Below are 21525 nucleotides of genomic sequence, written 5' to 3' on the forward strand. Positions count from 1 at the left end.
TCCCCCACGCGCGTACAAGGACGACCCATGCATCCCCTGTTGCAGTTCCTGCTGAGCGCACTGGCCGGGGTGGTGTTACTTCACTACATGGTGGCGCGGGACTACTGGCGTGGCTTTGGCTGGCTGATCGGCCGCTGGGATCCCAACCTGGGCCACGCCAGCGAAGATGCACTGATCACCTCGGCCCACCGCATGATGGCGCTGATGGCGGCATTGCTGCTGGGCTGGGCCATCGCCGGCCCTTCCCCGTACCGTGACAACTGGGAAATGGAAGTCATGGGCCTGGCTGCCGGCATGCTGGTCACCTATGTGGTGATCATTGCCAGGGCGTCGGTGCGCGCGGCGGGTTCACCGCGCTAGGCCGCGTGAGCTTCAACCCCCGCCTTCCAGCCGCTTCAGATAGCGGTCGGTCCATGCCACAGGTCATGCAGGTTAGGCTTGTCGTCCACGCAGACGGAATGGCACATCATGCAGATCAAACCCCTACGCGGCCCCATGGACGTCGTGCGCGACTGGGCAGAGGAACTGTCGATAAAACGCGGGCGTTCAGCGCAGGAGCTGCGCGAAAGAGGTCTGGGCGCGCGCGATTTCAGCCATGCACGCCGTGTGGAACTGCGAAGCCGCAGCGGCTTCTTCGTGGCCGTGCCGCTGTCCTTCTGCGTGATCGATGCAACGAAGGGCGTGGCCGTCTTCAGCGAACACGACGGGTATCTCGAGTTCCGCCTGGACGAGGATGACGAGGTGACCGAGATTGTCGAGGACCGCTACGTGCACGCAGGCTGAGTGCGGCCCTGCCGTTCGAACCGCGCTGCTTACAGCCGACCCAGCGCGCGGTAGCGGGCTGTTCCCTGCGTGACCAGCTGTGCCAGTTCGTCCATCAGCACCGGATCCCATGTGTCGAAGTTGAAGCAGGACTTGCCCTGCATGCGCTTCTTCAACGCCGGGCTGATACCGGCCAGCAGCTCGGGGAATTCATAGGCCGGCATGAAGTGGAAGGCGTGCTTGCGCCCGGACACTTTCACCGCGCCGAAGAACTGCGGCTTGCCCTTGGCATCGGGGTGCGGGCCGTTGGCGTAGAAGTGTTCGGGGCTGTCGTGCACCACCTGCAGTGAACCGGCGGCGTCGCGCAGCAGGCCGCGCAGTGCGGCGAACAGGTCGACAGGCGTTGTGGCATCCATCATGGCTCGGGCCCTTATCGGAACAACGTGGAGGAACGGTGCGACGGTTTGGGCGCAGCGTAGCACTGCAGCGCTGTCGCAACTGGCACTGGATGGTGCGCAGCAAAGGGGCGCGATGAAGACCGTTGTCGCATATCGGCACTGGGCGGCGTTCGCCTGCGTCACACCTTGCCGCAGGGGTTTGGGCAGCATGGAAGACTACGCCGGCGCGTCGCACCGTGGTGCGTTTGCAACTTGTCTGATGGGCGCAGCGCGGCTGCACGGGTAGACAGGGTGGGCCACCAGCGCACCGGTGGCCGGGCCTCGAAAACCCGTGCTTCTGCTTGATTACGCTTGCCCGCCGGCGTCACCTCACGTGGCGCCGGCTGGCAATCCGTCTGCCGGCCATGGCGGGCGGAGCGTGGAGGCCTTGTGCCTGCCGGAATAGCAGAAGCCCCGGTTTTCGAGCCACGTCTCCGCCCGCCACCTTTGTGTGGCGGCCACCGTTCGTCCCGCACGGAGCCCCAGCCATGACCACCCCGGAATTCCCCCGCCTGCACCCGCACCGCGCTGCCCCCAGCGCCGATCAACCGGCCACGGCCGACACCGCTGAACTGCCCAGCGCCTTCGTTGCCGCGCTGCGCCGCATCGGCCAGGGCGCGGCCGCCGATGGCCAGCCCTGGCCCGAACGCCAGTTGATGCCCGGCCGGCAGCAGGCACTGGCCGACGCCGAATGCGCGTTGTCCGGCCTGCGTGTGGGCCTGGAAATGCTGCTGGCCGCCGAGCGTATCCGCCAGAACGGCCCGCCCAGCGATCACCCCGGCGACCGCGTGGTGGAAGGGCTGATGATGGCCTGCCTGGCGATGACCGCGCAGATCAGCACGCGCCTGCGCCCGGACGCATAGCCCAGGCCACCCGCTTACCGGCAGTCCTCGTCCTCGCCGGCCAGGGTTGCCGGGTCCAGCGGCCGCAGGTGGGCGATGCGCTGGCGCTGTTCGTCGTTGGGCCCGCCCAGCCAGCGCACCTTGCAGCGCGCGGCCAGCCGGCCCACCATGCGCCCCTGCTCGGGCGAGTACAGCACCGCCAGCGCGGTGTTGGGGCACTGGTGGGCCTGGCAGGCGGTGTAGAACCACCAGGCGCCGTCCTGCAGCTGCACCGGCTGGCCCGGTGCGCTGGGCCCACTGAGCAGCCGTTCGCGCAGCGGCGCGATGCCCGGCTCGCTGGATTCGGCATCGGCGGTCTCCTGCATCAGCGCGTCGAACGCAGCCAGCAGCCGGGCGTCCTTGCGCCCGCAGTCGTCCACCGTATTGCCGCCCACCAGAGTGAAGAAGTAGGTGGCCAGCGGATTGTCATGGCAGCTCAGTTCGCCGCTGGGGGTTTCGCCTTCGGGCTCGCCCTCGTTGTCCCACACCGACGGGTCCACGCCGTCTTCAATGGACGGTGCGGGTGCGGGTGTGATCGGCGTGGGTGCAGGCGCAGCCTCTGCCTGCGGTGCCGGTGCCTGCGAACACGCAGCCAACAGCGCGATGAGCCATGAGATGGCGAGATTCCTGGACTTCATTCCCTGTCCGTGTCGTGATGTAAAGCCGCGATTGTAGATCCACGCCACGCGTGGATGGGCCGCGCGCGGTGATGCACTGTGCCAAGCAAGCTTGGCACCTACCAGGAGCGGGTTCCCGCAGGTTGTAGATCCACGCCATGCGTGGATGGCCGCGCGCGGTGATGCACTGTGCCAAGCAAGCTTGGCACCTACCAGGAGCGGGTTCCCGCACGTTGTAGATCCACGCCACGCGTGGATGGGCCGCGTGCGCTGATGCGCTGTGCCAAGCAAGCTTGGCACCTACCAAAAGCGGGTTCCCGCACGTTGTAGATCCACGCCACGCGTGGATGGGCCGCGCGCGTTGATGCACTGTGCCAAGCAAGCTTGGCACCTATCAGGAGCGGGTTCCCGCACGTTGTAGATCCACGCCATGCGTGGATGGGCCGCGCGCGGTGATGCACTGTGCCAAGCAAGCTTGGCACCTACCAAGAGCGGGTTCCCGCAGGTTGTAGATCCACGCCATGCGTGGATGGCCGCGCGCGCGACCCAAAAAAAACCCCGGCGTTGGGCCGGGGTTCTTCAGATCACTTGAACAGGGTATCCGGGTATTCCGGTTTCTGTTCCCGCGCCAGCAACGCGCGCAGGCCTTCTTCAGGCGTCTGCTCGCCGTGCAGCACGGCACGCACGCGGTCGGAAATGGGCAGGTCGATGCCATGACGGCGCGCCTGTCGCATCACTTCGTCGGCGGTCTGCACCGATTCAACCACCTGGCCGATTTCGCGCACGGCATCCTGCAGCGTCTGCCCACGGCCCAGGGCCAGGCCCAGGCGGCGGTTGCGCGACAGATCGCCGGTGCAGGTCAGCACCAGATCGCCCAGCCCGGCCAGACCCATCAGGGTTTCCGGCTTGGCACCGATGGCCGCGGCCAGCCGCAGCATTTCGTTCAGGCCACGGGTGATCAGGCCGGCACGGGCATTCAGGCCCAGCTGCATGCCATCGGCCACGCCGGTGGCCACGGCCAGCACGTTCTTCATGGCGCCACCCAGTTCGGCACCCACCATGTCATCGCCGGTATAGGCACGGAACGCCGGGCCATGCATGGCTTCGGCCACCGTCTGCGCGAACTCGGGCACGTCGCCGTGCACGGTGATCGCCGTCGGCAGGCCCTGGGTCACTTCCTTGGCGAACGACGGCCCGGTGACCACGGCCAGCGGCACGTCGTCTCCCAGGATTTCGCGCGCTACTTCGTGCAGGAAGCGGCCCGAACCCGGTTCGAAGCCCTTGGTGGCCCAAGCCACGCCGGCACCGGCCGGTCGCAGCGGCGCCAGCGCGCGCACGGTTTCATTGAACGCGTGCGACGGGGTCACCACCAGGATCCAGGCGGCATCCTGCAGGGCGGCCGCCATGTCGGTGGTCGCGCGCAGGCTGTCCGGCAGCGGGATGCCCGGCAGGTAGCGGGGGTTTTCATGGCGCTGGTCGATGGCCTCGACCACGGCGGCATCGCGCCCCCACAGCACGGTCGGGTGACCGTGCCGGGCGAGCAGCGTGGCCAGCGCGGTTCCCCAGGAACCGGCGCCAAGCACGGCGACTTTGTCAGCGGTATCGCTCATCCGTGACGTCGTAGCCAAGCTCAGGCGTTGCCGGCCGGCTCGGAATCAGCCAGCGACGGCGCGTCGCCCTGTTCCTGGCGCTGGCGCAGGGTTTCGGCGTACAGGCCTTCGAAGTTGATCGGCTGCAGGAAGAACGGCGGGAAGCCGCCGGCCTGGATCAGGTCGCTGACCAGCTGGCGCACGTACGGGAACAGGATGTTCGGGCACTGGGTGCCCAGCAGCACGTCGATCGACTGCGGGTCCAGGCCGACCAGACCGAACACGCCGGCCTGCTTCACTTCGGCCACGTAGGCGGTGCGCTCACCGGCCTGGCAGGTCAGGGTCACGGCCAGCACGACTTCGAAGGCGTTTTCGCCCAGGCGCTGCACCTGCTGGTTCAGGTTCAGCTGCAGCTCCGGCTGCACCTGGTCATTGAAGATGGTCGGCGCGTTCGGCGACTCGAAGGAAACGTCCTTGACGTAGATCTTCTCGACGGTGAAAGCGGGGCCGGTAGCGGCATCGACCGGCGCAGCGGCGCCGTTGGTGATCTCTTCGGACATTTCCTGTAACTCCAGATGAATGCAATGAAAACGTAGGTCGAACTACAGCGATGGGGGCGGCAGGCGGCCCACACAAGGCCAATGCCGCCACCGCGTTCGATCAGTTGCGACCCTTGACCAGCGGCAGTTCGGCCTGCTGCCAGGCGGGAATGCCGCCGTCGAGCACGAACACTTTTTCGAAACCGGCCTTCTTCAGCGCCTTGGCGGCGGTTTCCGAGGCGTTGCCGCTGCGGCACACCAGCACCACCGGGCTCTGCTTGGCGTTGGCCACCAGCTTGTGCTCCGGACCGAACGCGCTGGCCTGCGCCTGGCGGCTGCCGGCAATGTGGCCCTTCTCGAAGTCGCCACTGGCCGACAGGTCGACCACCACGGCGCCGCCGGCATTCATCAGCTGGGTCAGTTCAGCCGGCTTGATGCCCTTGAAGCCCCGGAACAGGCGGCGGACCTCGGTGACGATGATCGCCACGGTCAGGCCCACCAGGGCTGCGGACAGCATCGGGTTTCGGCCGGCAAAGGCCAGCAGCTCTTCGTAATTCACTCAGATCACGGGTCTATAAGCGGGGGCCGATTGTCGCACAAGCCGCAGGCGGGCCGTCACTGCCCCTGCCAGAGGTCCGGCAGGCCGGCCGCCTGCCACCAGCGCTTGGCTTCCGGGTCCCAGCGCCAGCGCTCGGTCACCACCACGGTGCGCTCGGCCTGGGTGTTCTGGTTGATCACCCCGATTTCCACCCGGCGCTCGACCTGGCCGCCGTCCAGCGAAGCCGAGCTGCGCTCGCGGTAGGACGACACCCGCAGCTGGGCGTAGCGGTTCAGCTCGAACTGGGTGGGCGGCTTGTCCTTGCGCAGCTGCGGGTCCAGGTAAGCGATGGCGTCGTCCATCGTGCCCCAGCGGATGGTGGCCCCGTAGGCGATCTGGGTTTCTTCCAGCAGCTTGCGCTGCTTGCGGGTCAGATCGTCGGCGGCCGCGCCGGCAACGGCGCTGACCAGCAGCAACGAACACAACAGGATCTGGATCAAGCGGCGCATCGGTGGGTTCCCCAAGGACGTCAGCCTGACATCCTACCCTTTGGCGAAGGCAACGAAGCGACCACTGAATTCAGCCGCCGGCCGGCCATCGGCGCCGGGCTGGGTGGCGACGATGCTGATGCGTGCCTTGCCGCGCTGGCGGAAGGTGGACAGGAAGGTGTCCCAGGCGCTGCTTTCGGCGGCGGCCGCATGGGCGTGCAGGTCCTCGTAGACCGGCGCCAGGTAGCGCAGGTTGCTGTCGGCCACGTAGACCTCGGCGTCGTGCCCGGCCAGGCGCAGGCGCAGGCTGACCAGGGCCCAGCCGGACAGGGTGAGCACCGAGGCCAGGCTGCCGCCGAAGGCATTGCCCTTGTCGTTGACGTTGGCGGCCAGCGGCGCGGTGATGCGCAGCACGCCGTCGGCGTAGCCATCCAGACGGATCTGCATGGCGCGCACGGCCGGCATGCAGTCGAGCACGTCCTGCAGGGAGGCCAGCGAGGAAGTCAGGGCATCAACGGACATCGAGCAGCAACCACGACAACGAAGGGCCCGCATAATGACGTCAATGCCCAACCATACGATACCCACTGGCTGGACCCTGATATCGCTGCGCCCGCAGGGGCAGCATGCCGGGCTGCGCCGCGCCGCAGCCCGCTACGGCGGGACCACGCTGGCGTTTTCGCCGTGGCGGCTGCGGCGCTTGCAGGGCGCGGCGGTGGAACAGCGGCTGAACCAGGCGCTGGCCTGCCCGCGGGTGGTCTTCACCAGCCCGGCGGCGGTGGCGGCTGCAGCGGCGTGGGTGGACCTGCCCGCCGCGCAGCGCGGCCCGTGGCTGACCGTGGGCGAAGGCACCGCACGCGCACTGCAGGCGCTGGGCGTGGCCGACGTGCAGGCGCCGCAGCGGATGGACAGCGAAGGGCTGCTGGGCCTGCCCGCCCTGGATAACGTGCAGGGGCTGCAGATTGGCCTGGTAACCGCCCCCGGCGGCCGCGGCCTGATTGCCGCCCAGTTGCAGCGGGCCGGCGCGCAGATCCTGCGTTCGGACGTCTACGAACGCGTGCCGCTGCGCCTTCCGCGCCGTACCTTGTCGCGCCTGGCCCAATCGGCGACACCCTGGCTGCTGGCCGTCAGCAGTGGCGAGGCGTTGCAGCGGTTCTGGCAGCAGTTGTCACCGGCCTGGCAGCAGCGCCTGCGCCAGCAGGCCACCGTGCTGGCCGCCAGCGAACGACTGGCCGCGCAGGCGCAGGCGCTGAGCCTGCAGCGCGTGGTGCGCAGCGAAGGCCCCACTGTCGCGCAGATGACCGCGGCCGCACACGCCGCACTCACCGCCCCGGCAGCGAACTGAACAGGCGCTGGGCACACGCTTGCTGCGCTGATCGCCAACGGTGATGCTGTGTGCAACGCCGCCGGCCGGGCCCACCCGGGCGCGCCGCCGACAAGGAAGCCTGATGAACGACACTACGCCCCCTGCCGCCCCCCGTTCCCCTGCCCGCTGGCTGCTGGCCAGCGCCGTGGTGGTGGGCCTGGCGGCCGCCGGCTACGGCGCCTGGTACTTCTGGCAGCACCAGCAGCGCGAACAGCAGGCACAGGCGCAGACCGCCGCCGTGCAGCTGCGGGGCCTGGAAGCAGCGGTGGACGCCCTGCGCCGCGACCAGCGCGCCAGCAGCCAGCGCCTGCAGGATGCGGCGGCCACCAACCGCGTGCTGCGCGACGAGATGCTGGGCCTGTCCCAGCGCAGCGCGCTGCTGGAAGAAAACCTGGCCAAGCTGACCGAGAGCGCCAACCTGGGCCGCCAGGCGGTGCAGCGCGACGAGGCCGAGCTGCTGCTGACCCAGGCCGCCCAGCGCCTGGCCTTCGCCGACGATGTGGATGGCGCGCGCCGCCTGTACGGCCTGGCCGCCACCGCGCTGGCCGAACTGCCCGACAGCGATGGCCTGAACCTGCGCCAGGCGCTGGTGCAGGAACGCGAAGCGCTGGATGCACTGGGCAATGGCCCGCGCGTGCTGGCCCTGCAGCGCTTGGATGCGGTCTCGCAGGCGTTGCAGCGCCTGCCTTCGCAGGTGCAGCCCACAGCGCCCGTGGCGCCGGTCGCGCGGCCCTGGTGGCAGGCGGCCATCGCAGCCTTCGTCGATATCACCCCCAGCCGCCTGCAGGGGCCACTGACCGCCGGCGAACGTGCCAGCGCCGAACAGGCACTGGAACTGGAACTGACCCTGGCCCGTGCCGCCATTGAACGCGGTGATGGCCGCGGCCGCGATGCCGCGCTGGCCCGTGTGGACCAGTGGGCCCAGCGCCGCTGGCCGGATTCACCAGCCCTGCGCGCGCAACGTGCTGAACTGCAGGCCCTGCGCCAACTGCCGCTACAGGCCGATGGCAACGTACTTGGCAGCACGCTGCGGCAGCTGCGCACCCAGACCGACCGGAGGTAAGACCGTATGAAGCCCGTGCAATCCCTGGTCGTGCTGTTGCTGGCCGTGGCCATCGGCATCGTTGCCGCGCAATGGCTGGGCGCCGAAGACCTGAACCGCTATGGCGAGGTGATCCTGCGCCACGGTGGCTACGACTACCACAGCAACCTGCCCAAGGTGGCGCTGCTGGCGGTGATCGCCGTGCTGGTGCTGTGGCTGCTGTGGAGCCTGATTGCCGCACCGTTCCGTGCCTGGGGCCGCTACCGCCGCAAGCAGGGCCGGGTGCGCCTGATCGATGGCCTGCAGGCCTATGAACACGGCCAGTGGCAGCGCGCGGAGAAGCTCCTGGACGGTGCCGCGCAGGATTCGGAAGTGACGGCGATCGCGCTGGCCAACGCGGTGCGCAGCGCGCAGGCGCGGGCCGACGGCGCCGGCGGTGAAGCGCTGCTGCAGCGGCTGGGCGAGCGCGATGCCACGCTGCATGCGTTGCTGCGCGCCGAACAGCTGCTGGCCCGCGATCTGCCGGTGGATGCGATCAATGCGCTGGACGTGGCGGCGATCCAGCCGCTGCCGCCGCGTGGCCTGTGGCTGCGCACCGAAGCGCTGGCCCGCGCTGGCCGCGCCCACGAGGCTTACGGCCAGCTGGGCGCGCTGCGCCAGAGCAAGGTGCTGCCCAGCGAGGCCGCCAGCGAACTGGAAGCCCGGCTTGCCGCGCAGGCGCTGCTGGAAGCGGCCGATGTGAACGCGCTGGCCGCGCAGTGGGAAACCACGCCCAAGGCGCTGCGGCCGACGCCCGATGTGGTGGGTGCCTATGCCACCCGCGCGGTGGCGTTGGAATGGGACGAACCCGCCCTGCTGGCGCTGGAACAGGCACTGGACCAGCGCTGGGACGACGAACTGGTGGCGCTGTACGGCCGCCTGCCGGTAGACCGACTGGCCACCCGCCAGGCCAACCTGCAGCGCTGGCGCAACGTGCATGCGGATTCGGCGGCGTTGCGCCTGGCCCAGGGCCGGGTGGCGCTGGCGCAGCAGGATTGGGCGGCGGCGGAAACCTTCCTGCACGAGGCCGTTGCCGCCGGTGCCGGGGCGCCGGCGTGGGAAGCACTGGGTGAAGCCTTCGCCCAGCGTGGCGAACCTGCACTGGCCGCGCAGTGCCTGGGCAACGCCCTGCGCCTGCAGCGCGGCGAGGACAGCGTGGCGCTGGCGCGTGACGGCACCGCCGAGGCACCGCTGCGGGCCACGGTGGAAGAGCAGCCTACGGCGGTGCAGCCGCCGGTGTATGACGCGAACGAAGAACGCGACGCGTTCGGCAACCCGCGATTGCCGTGACCATCGACGCATCGCGCAACGAAAACGCCGCCCGATGGGCGGCGTTTTCAATTCCAACGTTTGATGCGCTCAGCGTTCGACGATCGCCACCACGCCCATGCCGCCGGCGGTGCAGATCGACACCAGGGCACGGCCGCCGCCACGTTCGGCCAGCTGCTTGGCGGCGGTGGCGATCACGCGGGCGCCGGTTGCGGCGAACGGGTGGCCGGTGGCCAGCGACGAACCCAGCAGGTTGATCTTGTCCGGGTCGATGCGGCCCATCGGTGCATCCAGGCCCAGGCGGTTGCGGCAGTAATCCTCGCTCTCCCACGCGCGCAGGGTGCACAGCACCTGGGCGGCGAAGGCTTCATGGATTTCGTAGATGTCGAAATCCTGCAGGGTCAGGCCATTGCGCTTCAGCATTTCCGGCACGGCCACGGTCGGCGCCATCAGCAGGCCTTCGCCGTGCACGAAATCCACCGCCGACACGTGCGCATCACGCAGGTAGGCCTGCGGCTCGTGGCCGTGCGCGCGGGCCCATTCTTCGCTGGCCAGCAGCACGGCCGCGGCGCCGTCGGTGAGCGGGGTGGAATTGGCCGCGGTGAGCGTGCCACGGCCGGAGACCTTGTCGAACGCGGGCTTCAAGGTCGCCAGCTTTTCAAGCGAGGTATCGGCGCGCAGGATGTTGTCGCGCTCCACGCCGCGGAACGGTGCGATCAGGTCATTGAAGAAGCCGCGCTCATAGGCAGCGGCCAGCTTCTTGTGCGACGAGACAGCCCACTCGTCCTGCGAATCGCGCGAGATGTTCCATTCCTTGGCCATGTCCTCGCAGTGGTCGCCCATGCTCTTGCCGGTGCGCGGCTCGGCCACGCCGGGGAACTCGGGCTTCAGTTCAGAGAACTTGAACCCCGAGGTGAGGGCACGGATCTTGTCGCCGGTGGTCTTGGCCCGGTTGGCGGCCAGCAGGCGCGCGCGCAGCTTCTTGCCGTAGACGATCGGCACGTCGGAGGTGGTATCGGAACCGCCACCGATGCCCGATTCGATCTGCCCCAGGGCGATCTTGTTGGCCACGGTGATGATGCTGTCCAGCGAGGTGCCGCAGGCGCGCTGCAGGGTGATGCCCGGGGTCAAAGGCGACAGGCCCGAGGACAGGGTGGCCTCGCGGCCCAGGTTCCAGTCGCTGGAATGCTTGATGACCGCACCCATGGCCACTTCGCCCAGTTGCTGGCCATGCAGGCCGAACCGTTCGACCAGCGCGCCCAGCGTACGTACCGACATGCCAAGGTTGCCGACATCCGAATACGCGGTGTTCTGGCGGCAGAACGGAATGCGGACGCCACCGAGGATGGCGACGGGACGAGCGTTGGGCATGGAGATACCTGGCATGGATGAGGGTGTCTGCAACATGGCCTGCACGACAGAGCAGGCATAATGGGGCCAAGTGTAGCTGCCGCCCTGTGATGGGCCAACCGTGGAACCATGAGCAAACCCGACCCCGCGATGAACGCCCTTGGCGTGCTGGCCCTGGAACTGGCCGGCGGAGAAATTCCTGGCCAGGCGGTCCTCAGCGCCGAACAGGCCGGCGAACTGGCCGAACGTGTCGGCCGCGATCTTTCCAAGCTGGTGCCGCAGGTGGCCGAGCTGGACCTGGTCTTCGCCGCCGCCCATTTCGACCCGGCCGAAGTACTGCGCCCGGGCTGGCCGATCCACCGCCGCCTGGAAGAACTGCAGATGCGCGCGCCCGGCAGCAACCAGGGCCCGCGTCTGCTGGCCTTCGGTGCCGATGCGCAGGGCGACGTGCCGCTGCCGTTCCAGGCCGATACCACCCTGGTGGGCGGTGGCCTGCGCGTGGTGCCGTTCCTGCTGACCGGCACCGATGCGGCCACCATTGCCGCGGTGGCCGATGCGCTGGAAGAAACGCTGCTGGCCAACGGCATGGCCCATGCCGATACCGCGCTGATGGCGCAGAAGGGCTTCGGCGCCCGGGTCGAGCACGCGCGCTATTTCACGGTGAATGACCTGGCCGCGATGATGTCGATGCAGTACGACAACCAGGGCCTGGCCGCGCTGTGGCCGCTGATCGAGACGGCGATCCTGGCCCCGGCCGAGGAAGAGTGGCTGGACGCGGCGCCGGAACCGCTGCTGCGCTATGTGCAGGGCGAGGCGCGCATGGCGCTGTTCGACCCGGCCGGCTGGTGCGCCTACTACAACCATGGCAAGGGCGATTGTGATCGCCTGCAGGGCATCTACGAACAGTTCCTGATGCGCCAGCGGCAGATGGCCGCGGTGCTGGAGGCACACGGCGTGCCGGTGCTGTTCGTGCACTGCGAAGCCGGCCAGGACGCGCGCGCGCTGCTGGCGCGCTGATCTTCCGGGATACCTTCCGCCGGGCATGGCCCGGCGCTACCGTGCCCGGGCGCGTCTGCGCGAAGGGCCAGTCGAGCAAGCTCGACTCTACGAAAGCGGCGTTCCGCCGGGCATGACCCGGCGCACCATACTGGAGTTCCTGCGATGACCGTTTCTGCGTGCCGACGTGCCGCCTGCCTGCTCGGGCTGGCCCTGAGCGGGTTGGCCCAGGCCAGCGCCCCGGTGCGCACGGGTGATGACAATCTGCCGCTGGAGTACACCAGCGTGGCAGCGTTCGCTGAGAAGCTGCCGCAGCGCAAGGACATCGAGCGACTGCAGGCGCAGACGCCGGCCGGCATGGTCGTGCTGCAGACGAGCAAGGAAACGGTGGAGAACGACCCCGACTACACCGCCACCACCTGGGTGTTGTTCACCGCGCCACATCCGTTGGCGCCCTCGGTGGTGCGCATGCGCACGGCGATCGGCTGGGATCGCGAACATCCGTTTCGTCGCACCCGCAAGATAGCCACCCTCTGCGAGGGCAGCACGGCCGCCTGCGATGCAGTGGCGGTGCAGGCCAGGAAGTTGGCCGCGGCACCGTTGTAAGGCGATCGGATGCAATCCGCCTGGCATGGCCCGGCGCCAGCGCAATGAGAAACGCCGGCTTTCGCCGGCGTTTCTGCTTTCTTACGGGGCCTTCTGGATGACCGCGCAAGCCAGGCGCGCGCCGGCGTTGCCGGTCGGCTGGGTCTTGTAGTCGTCGGCGTCGGCGTGGACGATCAGGCCTCGGCCGATGATGTCGAAGTCATCACCCTTGCCGATGTTGACGTTGCTGGACACCGGGCCATCGATGGTGGCCACGCCCTTGTCGTCGGCCTTGATGTTGGGCATGTCGCCGCCGTGGTGCGGATCGGCCGCCACGCTGCCGTGGTCCTGCTTGCCCGGGTTGAAGTGGCCGCCGGCGCTCATGCCGTCCGGCGCGCTGCAGTCACCCTTTTCATGGATGTGGAAGCCGTGCTCGCTGCCCGGCTTCAGGCCACTGATCTGGCCGCTGACGTGCACCTTGCCATCGACCACCTTGAAGGTGACGCTGCCCTTGGTTTCATTGCCCTGGGTCGGTGCCAGTTCGGCGCTGGCCGTGGCGTCGGTGGTGGCGGCAGCAGCCGCGTCGGCAGCCGGGGCACTGGCCGGATCGGCCGGTGCTGCCGAACCTTCGGCCGGGGTGGTGGCCGGTGCTTCGGCTTCCGGCGTGGCCGGCTGGCTGCAGGCCGCCAGGCCCAGGGCGGCGATGGCCGCGAACAGCGAAGTGTGGATCAGACGCATGTGAATCTCCTTGGTGAGGGTGCCGGCGGGCGATCAGCGGGTAACCCGGATCACGCCGCAGGCGATGCGGACGCCGGCATTGCCGGCGGGCTGGCTGCGATAGTCATCGGCGTTGGCATGCACGACCAGTGCACGACCGGCGATATCGGTGGCGGCGCCTCCGCCTAGGGTAACGCCCTTCAGGTGTATATCGATGTTGGCGCGGCCCTGCGCATCGGCCTGCAGGTTGTCGATGTCACCCAAGTGATGCTTGCCACTGCCGGCGCGACCGTGCGCGCTGCCACCGGGGTTGAAATGATTGCCGGCACTGCTGGCGTCGACCGCACTGCAGTCGCCGCGTTCGTGGATGTGGAAGCCGGCCTGCTGCATCGGCTGCAGCCCACCGATCAACCCGGTCAGGTGCACGCCGCCACTTTCCGGCTTCAACACCAGGCGACCGCTGACGATGCTGGCCGAGGCCGGCGCCAGGTTCGCTTCGGCCTGCTGCGCGGTGCTGATCACGTTCGGCGGCGGCGGCGTGGGCTGCGGCTTCTTCGGCGCGCTGCCGCAGGCAGACAGCAGCACGGCGGCGGACAGCGGCAGAAGGGCATGTGAGAGACGCATCGAAGACTCCTTGCAGGTAACACTACGGACGGCATCGTCCATGACGGATCAACGGTTCGGCAAGCGGGCGCGAGCAGGGTGTGCAGATTCCGTTCAATGGCCGCCGCGGCGGCGGCCGGCGCCCAGCTTGCGGGTGAGTGTGTTGCGGCCCAGCCCCAGGCGTGCCGCGGCCTCGGCACGGCGGCCGTGGGTGATCTGCAGGGCGGCCTCCAGCAGGGCGTGGTCCACCCGATCGCGCACCTGCGCATGCAGGCCTTCGGCCCCTTCCTGCAACTGCCGGCGCGCCCATTCGGACAGCAGGGTTTCCCACTGCCCCGGATCGGCACCCGCTGCGTGGCCACTGCCGCGTCGCTGGCGGGTGCGGTTCAGCGCGGTGTCCACGTCGGCCACGCCGATGGTCTCGGCGGCGGCCAGCGCGGCCATGCGCCAGCAGACATTTTCCAGTTCACGCACGTTGCCGGGCCAGTCGTGTTCGCGCAGCGCCTGCAGGGCGGCAGCGGTCAGCCGCTTCGGCGGCGTGTCCAGCTTGTGGGCGGCGGCGGCCAGAAAGGTGCTGGCCAGCTGCGCGATGTCTTCGCGGCGCTCGCGCAGCGGTGGCAGCTGCAGGCGCACCACGTCCAGCCGGTGCAGCAGATCGGCGCGGAACTTGCCCTGCGCCACCAGCCCTTCCAGATCCTGGTGGGTGGCGGCGACCACGCGCACGTCCACATGGATCAGCTCGCGGCCGCCGACCCGGAAGAACTCGCCCTGGGCCAGCACACGCAGCAGGCGGGTCTGCAGTGGCAGCGGCATGTCGCCGATTTCATCCAGGAACAGGGTGCCGCCGTTGGCCTGTTCGAAGCGGCCGATATGGCGGCGCTGCGCGCCGGTGAAGGCGCCGGCTTCGTGGCCGAACAATTCGCTTTCCAGCAGCTCGGCGGGAATGGCGGCGGTGTTGAGCGCCACGAACGGGCCCTGCGCACGCGGCGATTCACGGTGCAGCGCGTTGGCCACCAGTTCCTTGCCGGTGCCGGTTTCGCCGGTGATCAGCACCGCCAGCGGCGCCTGCGCCAGGCGGCCGATGGCACGGAACAGCGCGCGCATGGGCGGGGTGTCTCCCACCAGCTGCGGCGGCTGGTCGCTGGGCGCTTCGTTCACCGGGGTTGGCGCGGCCAGGGCCGGGGCCACCGCCGGCAGCACGCGCTGGGCCAGCGCCACCGCATCGTCCAGATCGAAGGGCTTGGACAGGAATTCGTGGGCGCCGCCGCGGAACGCACCGGCCGTGCTGGCCACATCGGTGTAGGCCGACATCACCACCACCGGCAGCTGCGGCAGTGCAGTCTTCAGCTTGTCCAGCAGCACCAGGCCATCGTCGCCGGGCATGCGTACATCGGTGAACAGCAGTGCCGGCGGCGGGTTTTCGGCCAGCGCTTTCAGTGCCGCTGCCGCGCTGTCGAAATCGTCGACCTGGTAGCCGGCTTCACGCAGTGCGGTGCACAGCACGAAGCGCACGGCGCGGTCATCGTCGACCACCCAGACGCGCTGCGCGGAAAGAGAGACGTCAGACATCGCGCGGGGCCTCCTCGGCCGGGGCGGTGCCGTTGCCGATCGGCAGCAGCAGGGTGAACACGGTATGGCCGGGGCGCGAGCGGTAGGTGAGCGTGCCGCGATGCTCGCGGGTGACCTGCTGGGCCAGCGCCAGGCCAAGCCCGGTGCCCTCGGCGCGGCCGCTGACCAGCGGCAGGAACAGGTGCTCGGCCAGTTCTTCGGGCACGCCACGGCCGTCGTCGGCAATTTCCAGGCGCAGCGCCAGCGTGTGCAGTTGTTCGGCAATGCGCACGCCATGCTCGACGCGCGTGCGCAGGGTGATGACCCCGGCGCCGGCCTGGATGGCGTTGCGCACCAGGTTCCACACGGCCTGGGTGAGGCGGTCGGCGTCGCCGGCGAATTCGGGAATGCTGGGGTCGTAGTCGCGCTGCAGGCGCACCGCCCAGCCGGCTTCGCTTTCGGCCAGGCGCAGCACGCGCTCCAGCGAAGCGTGGATGTTCAGCGAGGCGTGCGGCGCGGCCGGTGCCGGCGACAGCAGCTGGTCGAGCAGGCCATTGAGGCGTTCGATTTCCGAGCCGATCAGTTCGATCAGTTCGCGTTCGCTGGCATCGCGCTGGGCCGCCCGGCGGGCCAGCAGCTGGGCGGCGCCCTTCAGCCCGGCCAGCGGATTGCGCAGTTCGTGGGCCAGGCCCTTCAAGGCGGCGCTGAGCGCGCTGGGCAGGGCCTGGGTCGGGTCCAGGCCGGGAAATTCATCCACCGGGTGCGCTTCCAGCAGCCAGCCGCCGTCATCGCGGCGGCTCATCCAGCCTTCGGCGAAGCGCGCGCCTTCGCCCGGTACGGCCAGCGCCAGCCGGTTCAGGCGCAGGCTGTCGCGCTCGTCCCGGGCCAGGAAATGGGCCAGTGCCTCGCCCTGCACTTCCAGCGCGGCCAGCGGTTGGCCCAGCAGGCGGCGGACGCTGACGCCCAGCCAGCGGGCGAAGGCGGGGTTGCAGCCGATGATGCGGCCATCGGCCCCGGCCCAGGCCAGCGGCGTGCCGAGGGCATCAAGGGAGGGCGGGGGTGCGGGGTCGGACATTGCACCAATGTAGTGCAAAACGAGGTGTGGGGGTCAGAGCCCTTTTCTGCGAAAAGGGATCTGACCCCATGCGCGGTGAGGTCCGGGGTCGGATCCCTTTCCGCAGGAAAGGGCTCTGACCCCATCGCACCGTGACGGCAGACACTGGCCTGCGCCTGTCGCGCTACTTCGGCGTCACTGACAAGTTCTGGATTGGTCTGCAGGCCGATTTCGATGCGGCGAAGGGAAAAGCGGCGACGGGAGGTTGATCCGGGGTCAGAGCCCTTTTCTGCGAAAAGGGATCTGACCCCATGCGCGGTGACCCCATGCGCGGTGACCCCTGCCGCAGGTCGAGCAAGCTCGACCACGACCGGGTGCGTGGCCGGGTTACAGCTTCATGTTCAGGCCGACGAAGACGCTGCGGCCGGGCGCGGGCGAGAACATCGGGCGGGCGCTGTCCCAGAAGAAACTGTCGTACCAGGCGTAGGCGTACTCGCGGCCGGTGACGTTCTTCAGCTGCAGGTCCACGCTCCAGCGCGGGTTGAACTGGTAGGCGGCGCTGAGGTCGAGCACGGCAAAGCCACCGAACTTGCCGGCCACGTTGCGCTCTTCCAGGTAGTAGTCGCCCTGTGCGCGTGCCTGCAGGCCCAGCCGCAATGCGTCGCTGGCCTGGTAATCCACGCCCAGGTTGCTGATGTGGCGCGGCGTGGCGGCCACTTCGCGGCCCTGCAGGGAAACGCTGGCATCGCGGTCGTCGCGGGTGATCTTCGCTTCCTGGTAGGCATGCGAGGCCCACACCGTCCAGTCATCGCCCAGCTGCAGGCTCAGCTGCGCATCCACGCCACGGCGGCGGGTCTTGCCCAGGGTGACCGTGGTACCGGTGGCCGGCATGTTGGACACCTCGTTTTCCGCATCCTGCTGCCACACCGCCAGACGCGCCTGCGCGCCCTGGAACGGCTGGAACTTCAGGCCCAGCTCCATGCCGGTGTTGGTGGACGGCTGCATCGGCGCCTGGCCGGGGCTGAGATAGGCCGGCGCGGTGGACCCGGTGAGCACCTGGAAGGTGCGGCCCCAGTTGGCGTAGACGTGCGTGTTGGCACCCAGGCTGTGGATCACGCTCAGCTTGGGCTGGCCGATGCTGCCGTAATCCTGCAGGCGGCCGGTGCTGCCATCCATCAAGCGGGTGCGGCCGCTGAAGCGGTCCACGCGGTAGGCCGGCACGATCTTCCAGGCGGTGTTTGGCTGGTAGATGGCCTGCACGTAGGCGCCCCAGTTGTCGAAGCTGTGGCGATCGTTGTTCTGCACCCGCGCCGGCGCCACGCTGAAGTCGGTGGGCTCGGCGTAGCTGTAGCGCTCGCGGGTGTAGCCGTTGTCCTGCTGTTCGTAGTTCAGGCCAGCTTCGACAGTGAGCACGGGCGCGGCCTGCCAGGTAAGCGTGCTGATCAGGCCGGCCTGGCGCTCATCCCACACGCGGCGCTGGCGCGGCAGGTTGCCGCTGGGCAGGTCGCTGAAGGTGACGCGGCGGTCGTCTTCGTAGCGGTTGTAGTACAGGCGGGTGCCGAAGCTGAGGGCGTCGCTGAGCGCCAGATCCAGATGCGCGGCGATCTGCCGCATGTCACGGTCATCGCCATCGTTGGCATTGCGCAGGTCGCTGCCACGACGGTGCGTGCGCAGTTCCTCGGCGGTCATGAAGCCCGGTTCGTCGGCTTCGTGGTGGTAGGCGCGCGCGGTCACGCCCACGCGCAGGCCGTCTTCCAGCGAACCGTAGAACCACTTGCCGCCCAGCGCGTACTTCTTCGAGGTGTCGTGGTCGCGGTAGCCATCGCTGGCCTGCTGGCCGACGAAGTAGTTCTGCGCAAAGCCGTTGCTTTCACGGCCGATCGCCAGCTGCGCATCGCGGGTGTTGTAACTGCCGTAGGCCAGCCGCGCGTCGGTGTAGTTGCCGCCCTGGCGGGTACCGAAGTTCACGTTGCCGCCGATGTTGTGCAGCCCGTAGCGCGGGTCGTTGGTGCCGCGCACTACTTCGATGTAGCTGATTTCCAGCGGGAACAGCATGTCGATGAAGCGCTGGTTGCCGCTGTTGACGTTGCTGGGAATGCCGTCGATCAGGGTCTTGATGGCATTGAGGTAGCCCTCGCCGTTGAAGGCGCGGAAGCTGACCTTGCCCGATTCGGCGCCCTGCCGGGTTTCGGTGAGCTGGATGCCGGGCATCTGCCCCAGCAGTTCCCAGCTGTGCGAGACGTTGCGGTCTTCGATCTGGTCTGCGCCCAGCACGTCCACCGAGGTCAGCACCTGGTGGGCGCTCAACTGGCCTTCGCTGTGCTGGTGTACGTCGACTTTGCCCAGGGTGAGCGCAGCGTCGGCCGATTGCGCGAAGGCATCGGGAGCGAAAGGGGCGGCCGCTAGGGCTGCGACCAGGGTGGGGGTCTTCATGGGGGTGGAAGGGCGCGGGCAAAATGTAATTCTATAACATTTCGCCCGCGCGCTTTGTAGAGTCGAGCCATGCTCGACTTCGCACCTGCCGTTGCCGAGAGCAGTCGAGCAAGCTCGACTCTACAAGAGCGGTGGAGCAGTCGAGCAAGCTCGACTCTACAAGGGCGGTGGAGCGGGTATCGCGCGGGGGGTTACACCGGGTAGCCGGTGGCTTCGCGGGCCTTCTTCCAGGCGCTTTCGAATTCACGGGCGCTGATTTCGTCGTCTTCGTCGAAATCCAGGAACGAGACGGGCTGGTCGGCCAGCACGAAGCGGTCGTCGCTCTGGCCGTGCTCGTCGGCCCAGACCAGCTTGGTGCCGTAGATTTCCACCTGGCGCACGATCTTCTCGCCGCGGGCTTCCATCAGCACGTTGCCCTTGCCCAGGCCCGATTCGGCCCAGTGCTTGTAGTACTTCTTGGTGGTGTGGCTTTTGACGTTCTTCATTGCGGGGGCCGGACAGTTCGGATGGCGCCATTATCAGGCATCCGGGGTCAGAGCCCTTTCCTACTGAAAGGGATCCGACCCCGGCCGGGTCAGTTCGGCAGGGCGGCGCCCTTCGGCCACAGCAGCCAGATGCGGCCCTGCTGCTTCATGTCGCCGGCCAGCTTGCCTGCGGCGTCGCCGCTGCCCCAGTACAGGTCGGCACGCACTTCGCCGGCAATGGCACCGCCGGTGTCCTGCGCGGCCACCGGCCGCACCACCGGGCTGCCATCGGGTCGCGTGGTGGACAGCCACAGCAGGCTGCCCAGCGGCACCACGCTGCGGTCCACCGCCACGCTGTAGCCGGCGGTGAGCGGTACGTTCAACGAGCCGCGTGGGCCTTCCGGGCTGTCGGGGTTGCGCACGAAGAACACGTAGCTGGGGTTGCTGCGCAGCAGTTCGGGCACGCGCGCCGGGTTGGCCCGGGCCCAGGCGCGGATCGCATCCATGGTCACGTCCTCCTTCTTCAGCGCGCCCTGGTCCACCAGCCAGCGGCCGATGGCGCGGTATGGGTGGCCGTTCTGTTCGGCGTAGGCCAGCCGCACCTGGCTGCCATCGGCCAGGCGCACCCGGCCCGAGCCCTGGATCTGCAGCAACTGCAGGTCCATCGGGTCGGTCAGCCAGGCCAGTACCGGGGCCTTGGCGCCCTTGCTGGCGATGGTGCCGGCATCGTCATAGGGCTTGAGCACCTTGCCGTCCAGGCGGCCGCGCAGGCGCTTGCCCTTCAGTTCCGGGTACAGGCTGTCCAGCTGCACCACCACCAGGTCATCGGGCGTGCCATACACCGGCACGGTGGCGGTCGCGGTGCGGGTCAGGCTGCCGCTGTAGATGGGTTCGTAGTAGCCGGTGATCAGGCCCTGTTCGCGGTGGCCGCCGGCGCGCAGTGCATAGACCTGCAGATCGCGCTGCAGGAAGGCGCGGATGGCGGCCGGGTCCTTGTCGGACACCGTGGCTGCGGTCGTGCAGGGTCGTGCCCAGATCGCATCGTTCTTCAGGCGGCTGCAGCTGCTGCGCCAGGCGCTGAAGCCGGCCAGCAGGTCGGCATCGGAAACGGCCGGCAACGCATTCCAGTCGGCCTTGGCGTAGGTGGCGGCAGCCGGCGGGGCGGCCGGTGCGCCCGGGCCGGTGCCGGTGGTGGCACAGCCAGCAAGCAGGGCAACGGCCAGGAGGGTGAGGAGCGCGCGCGGGGACGACGTAACAGTGATCATCGTCGCAATGTAGTGGGGCCGATGGTGGCCCGGCAACCTTGAGCACGGGTAGCGCCGGACCACGCCCCGCGGGTGTTCAGGCTTACGGCGTCTGCAGCAGCAGCGAATGCAGGATGCGCGCGTCTTCTGCATCCAGCGTCCTGGGCAGATCGTCACTGCCACGGAAACGGCGATGGAACGCGGCGACAGCCGCTTCGCGATCGTCCAGCGGGTAGCCGAAACGGGCCAGCGCGTTCCACGCGTCGAAGCCGTCCGGTGCGGGACCATCGCTGGCGCGCGGCCACACGCCGAAACCGGCGGCGGCCAGCTGCTGCCACGGGAAGAAACGGCTGGGATCGGCCTTGCGCGTGGGAGCCAGATCGGCGTGACCGATCACTTGCCGCGGCGGAATGTTCAGGCGCGTGGTGAGATCACGCAGGAGGACGATGAGCGCGTCGATCTGCGCCGCGGTGAACGGCGTCTGCCCGTTGTTGTCCAGTTCGATGCCGATCGACGTGGAATTCAGATCGGTGAGCGTGCCCCAGCGGCCGGCGCCGGCATGCCAGGCGCGGCGTGCATCGGCCACCAGCTGGTAGCGATGGCCATCGGCGCCGATCAGGTAGTGCGCGCTGACCGGGCCGCCGCTGTTGGCGGTGCGCAGCGTGTGCAGGCTCTGCTGCACCGATTCCTGGTCGGTATGGTGGATGACGATGGCCACCGGGCCACGCGCATTCTGGTTGGGTGATGGCACCCACGTAGCCAGCGGGTTGCGGACATCCTGCGGCGTGGACGCGCAGGCGGCCAGCAGCAGGCAGGCCGACAGCAGAAGGGGCGTGCGGATCGGGTGCATGCACCGATTGTGCGCGATCAGGCGCGACGATGCATGCCCACGGAGTAGCAACTGTCTTGTCAGGGGCTGCCGAGGGCCACCTCGGCGTCCCGCTTGCGGGCATTGAGGATCACC

The 21525-nt window shown here is 68.8% G+C and carries 24 protein-coding genes; 8 read left to right on the top strand and 16 right to left on the bottom strand.

Annotated elements, in window-relative coordinates; translation table 11 throughout:
- The first annotated feature begins 27 nt into the window (after positions 1-27).
- Both G4G00_RS13015 and G4G00_RS13020 read left to right on the top strand, forming a co-directional pair.
- Complete coding sequence (locus G4G00_RS13015) at positions 28-360, top strand: hypothetical protein (protein ID WP_164274202.1); 333 nt, start codon at positions 28-30, stop codon at positions 358-360.
- Positions 361-468: 108 nt separating this feature from the next.
- The gene (locus G4G00_RS13020; RefSeq protein WP_164274206.1) at positions 469-783 is read left to right on the top strand and encodes a hypothetical protein; all 315 of its coding nucleotides are present in this window, start codon (positions 469-471) and stop codon (positions 781-783) included.
- Between the two features lie 29 nt (positions 784-812).
- On the opposite strand, the gene G4G00_RS13025 is transcribed toward G4G00_RS13020, so the two are convergent.
- A complete protein-coding gene (locus G4G00_RS13025; protein ID WP_164274208.1) occupies positions 813-1181 on the bottom strand; it encodes a hypothetical protein in 369 nt (122 codons plus the stop codon).
- A gap of 506 nt (positions 1182-1687) precedes the next feature.
- Between G4G00_RS13025 and G4G00_RS13030 the strand changes: the two genes are divergently transcribed.
- Positions 1688-2062 carry a hypothetical protein gene (locus G4G00_RS13030; RefSeq protein ID WP_108748053.1) on the top strand — a complete coding sequence of 125 codons (375 nt, stop codon included), beginning with the start codon at positions 1688-1690 and terminating at the stop codon, positions 2060-2062.
- Between the two features lie 14 nt (positions 2063-2076).
- Here G4G00_RS13030 and G4G00_RS13035 read toward each other — a convergent pair whose 3' ends face one another.
- The 6 genes from G4G00_RS13035 to G4G00_RS13060 all read right to left on the bottom strand — a co-directional run bounded on the left by G4G00_RS13035 (position 2077) and on the right by G4G00_RS13060 (position 6373).
- Complete coding sequence (locus G4G00_RS13035; protein WP_164274211.1) at positions 2077-2718, bottom strand: Ivy family c-type lysozyme inhibitor; 642 nt, start codon at positions 2716-2718, stop codon at positions 2077-2079.
- 563 nt (positions 2719-3281) lie between these two features.
- Complete coding sequence (locus G4G00_RS13040) at positions 3282-4307, bottom strand: NAD(P)H-dependent glycerol-3-phosphate dehydrogenase (protein ID WP_108748051.1); 1026 nt, start codon at positions 4305-4307, stop codon at positions 3282-3284.
- A 20-nt stretch (positions 4308-4327) separates the two neighbouring features.
- Positions 4328-4846 (bottom strand): protein-export chaperone SecB, encoded by a 519-nt coding sequence (gene secB / locus G4G00_RS13045; protein WP_004153553.1) that lies wholly within the window; start codon positions 4844-4846, stop codon positions 4328-4330.
- Between the two features lie 100 nt (positions 4847-4946).
- On the bottom strand, positions 4947-5384 hold the full coding sequence (locus G4G00_RS13050) for a rhodanese-like domain-containing protein (RefSeq protein WP_108748050.1): 438 nt from the start codon (positions 5382-5384) through the stop codon (positions 4947-4949).
- Between the two features lie 56 nt (positions 5385-5440).
- The gene (locus G4G00_RS13055; protein ID WP_108751794.1) at positions 5441-5872 is read right to left on the bottom strand and encodes a hypothetical protein; all 432 of its coding nucleotides are present in this window, start codon (positions 5870-5872) and stop codon (positions 5441-5443) included.
- Positions 5873-5905: 33 nt separating this feature from the next.
- Positions 5906-6373, bottom strand: coding sequence for a YiiD C-terminal domain-containing protein (locus G4G00_RS13060; protein ID WP_108748048.1), 468 nt, complete (start codon positions 6371-6373; stop codon positions 5906-5908).
- 34 nt (positions 6374-6407) lie between these two features.
- Here G4G00_RS13060 and G4G00_RS13065 point away from each other — a divergent pair, with 34 nt between their 5' ends.
- The 3 genes from G4G00_RS13065 (at position 6408) to G4G00_RS13075 (ending at position 9588) form a co-directional block, all read left to right on the top strand.
- Positions 6408-7196, top strand: a complete 789-nt coding sequence (locus tag G4G00_RS13065) for a uroporphyrinogen-III synthase (protein ID WP_164274213.1) — start codon at positions 6408-6410, stop codon at positions 7194-7196.
- Between the two features lie 103 nt (positions 7197-7299).
- On the top strand, positions 7300-8280 hold the full coding sequence (locus tag G4G00_RS13070; protein WP_108751792.1) for a uroporphyrinogen-III C-methyltransferase: 981 nt from the start codon (positions 7300-7302) through the stop codon (positions 8278-8280).
- A 6-nt stretch (positions 8281-8286) separates the two neighbouring features.
- Entirely contained in the window at positions 8287-9588 is a 1302-nt protein-coding gene (locus G4G00_RS13075) for a heme biosynthesis HemY N-terminal domain-containing protein (protein WP_108751791.1), read from the top strand.
- Positions 9589-9657: 69 nt separating this feature from the next.
- On the opposite strand, the gene G4G00_RS13080 is transcribed toward G4G00_RS13075, so the two are convergent.
- The gene (locus G4G00_RS13080; RefSeq protein ID WP_108748044.1) at positions 9658-10953 is read right to left on the bottom strand and encodes an acetyl-CoA C-acetyltransferase; all 1296 of its coding nucleotides are present in this window, start codon (positions 10951-10953) and stop codon (positions 9658-9660) included.
- A gap of 93 nt (positions 10954-11046) precedes the next feature.
- Here G4G00_RS13080 and G4G00_RS13085 point away from each other — a divergent pair, with 93 nt between their 5' ends.
- Positions 11047-11934, top strand: a complete 888-nt coding sequence (locus G4G00_RS13085) for a hypothetical protein (RefSeq protein WP_108751790.1) — start codon at positions 11047-11049, stop codon at positions 11932-11934.
- Positions 11935-12078: 144 nt separating this feature from the next.
- Positions 12079-12519 carry a hypothetical protein gene (locus tag G4G00_RS13090; RefSeq protein WP_108751789.1) on the top strand — a complete coding sequence of 147 codons (441 nt, stop codon included), beginning with the start codon at positions 12079-12081 and terminating at the stop codon, positions 12517-12519.
- Positions 12520-12600: 81 nt separating this feature from the next.
- Here the strand turns inward: G4G00_RS13090 and G4G00_RS13095 are convergent, their stop codons facing one another.
- From G4G00_RS13095 to G4G00_RS13135, 8 genes are all read right to left on the bottom strand, one after another.
- Positions 12601-13236 carry a superoxide dismutase family protein gene (locus G4G00_RS13095; RefSeq protein WP_108748041.1) on the bottom strand — a complete coding sequence of 212 codons (636 nt, stop codon included), beginning with the start codon at positions 13234-13236 and terminating at the stop codon, positions 12601-12603.
- Between the two features lie 33 nt (positions 13237-13269).
- On the bottom strand, positions 13270-13839 hold the full coding sequence (locus tag G4G00_RS13100) for a superoxide dismutase family protein (RefSeq protein WP_164274219.1): 570 nt from the start codon (positions 13837-13839) through the stop codon (positions 13270-13272).
- 93 nt (positions 13840-13932) lie between these two features.
- A complete protein-coding gene (ntrC, locus tag G4G00_RS13105) occupies positions 13933-15387 on the bottom strand; it encodes a nitrogen regulation protein NR(I) (RefSeq protein ID WP_108751787.1) in 1455 nt (484 codons plus the stop codon).
- Positions 15380-16441 (bottom strand): ATP-binding protein, encoded by a 1062-nt coding sequence (locus G4G00_RS13110; protein ID WP_108751786.1) that lies wholly within the window; start codon positions 16439-16441, stop codon positions 15380-15382. Before G4G00_RS13110 ends, ntrC begins: the two co-directional genes overlap by 8 nt.
- A gap of 366 nt (positions 16442-16807) precedes the next feature.
- The gene (locus G4G00_RS13120; RefSeq protein ID WP_108751785.1) at positions 16808-18853 is read right to left on the bottom strand and encodes a TonB-dependent receptor; all 2046 of its coding nucleotides are present in this window, start codon (positions 18851-18853) and stop codon (positions 16808-16810) included.
- 191 nt (positions 18854-19044) lie between these two features.
- Positions 19045-19338 carry a hypothetical protein gene (locus tag G4G00_RS13125; RefSeq protein ID WP_108751784.1) on the bottom strand — a complete coding sequence of 98 codons (294 nt, stop codon included), beginning with the start codon at positions 19336-19338 and terminating at the stop codon, positions 19045-19047.
- 89 nt (positions 19339-19427) lie between these two features.
- Complete coding sequence (locus G4G00_RS13130) at positions 19428-20582, bottom strand: MltA domain-containing protein (RefSeq protein WP_108751783.1); 1155 nt, start codon at positions 20580-20582, stop codon at positions 19428-19430.
- 82 nt (positions 20583-20664) lie between these two features.
- Positions 20665-21411, bottom strand: coding sequence for an N-acetylmuramoyl-L-alanine amidase (locus G4G00_RS13135; RefSeq protein ID WP_108751782.1), 747 nt, complete (start codon positions 21409-21411; stop codon positions 20665-20667).
- Positions 21412-21525: the final 114 nt, after the last annotated feature.

Source organism: Stenotrophomonas sp. B1-1 (assembly GCF_010894375.1).
Lineage (GTDB): Bacteria > Pseudomonadota > Gammaproteobacteria > Xanthomonadales > Xanthomonadaceae > Stenotrophomonas.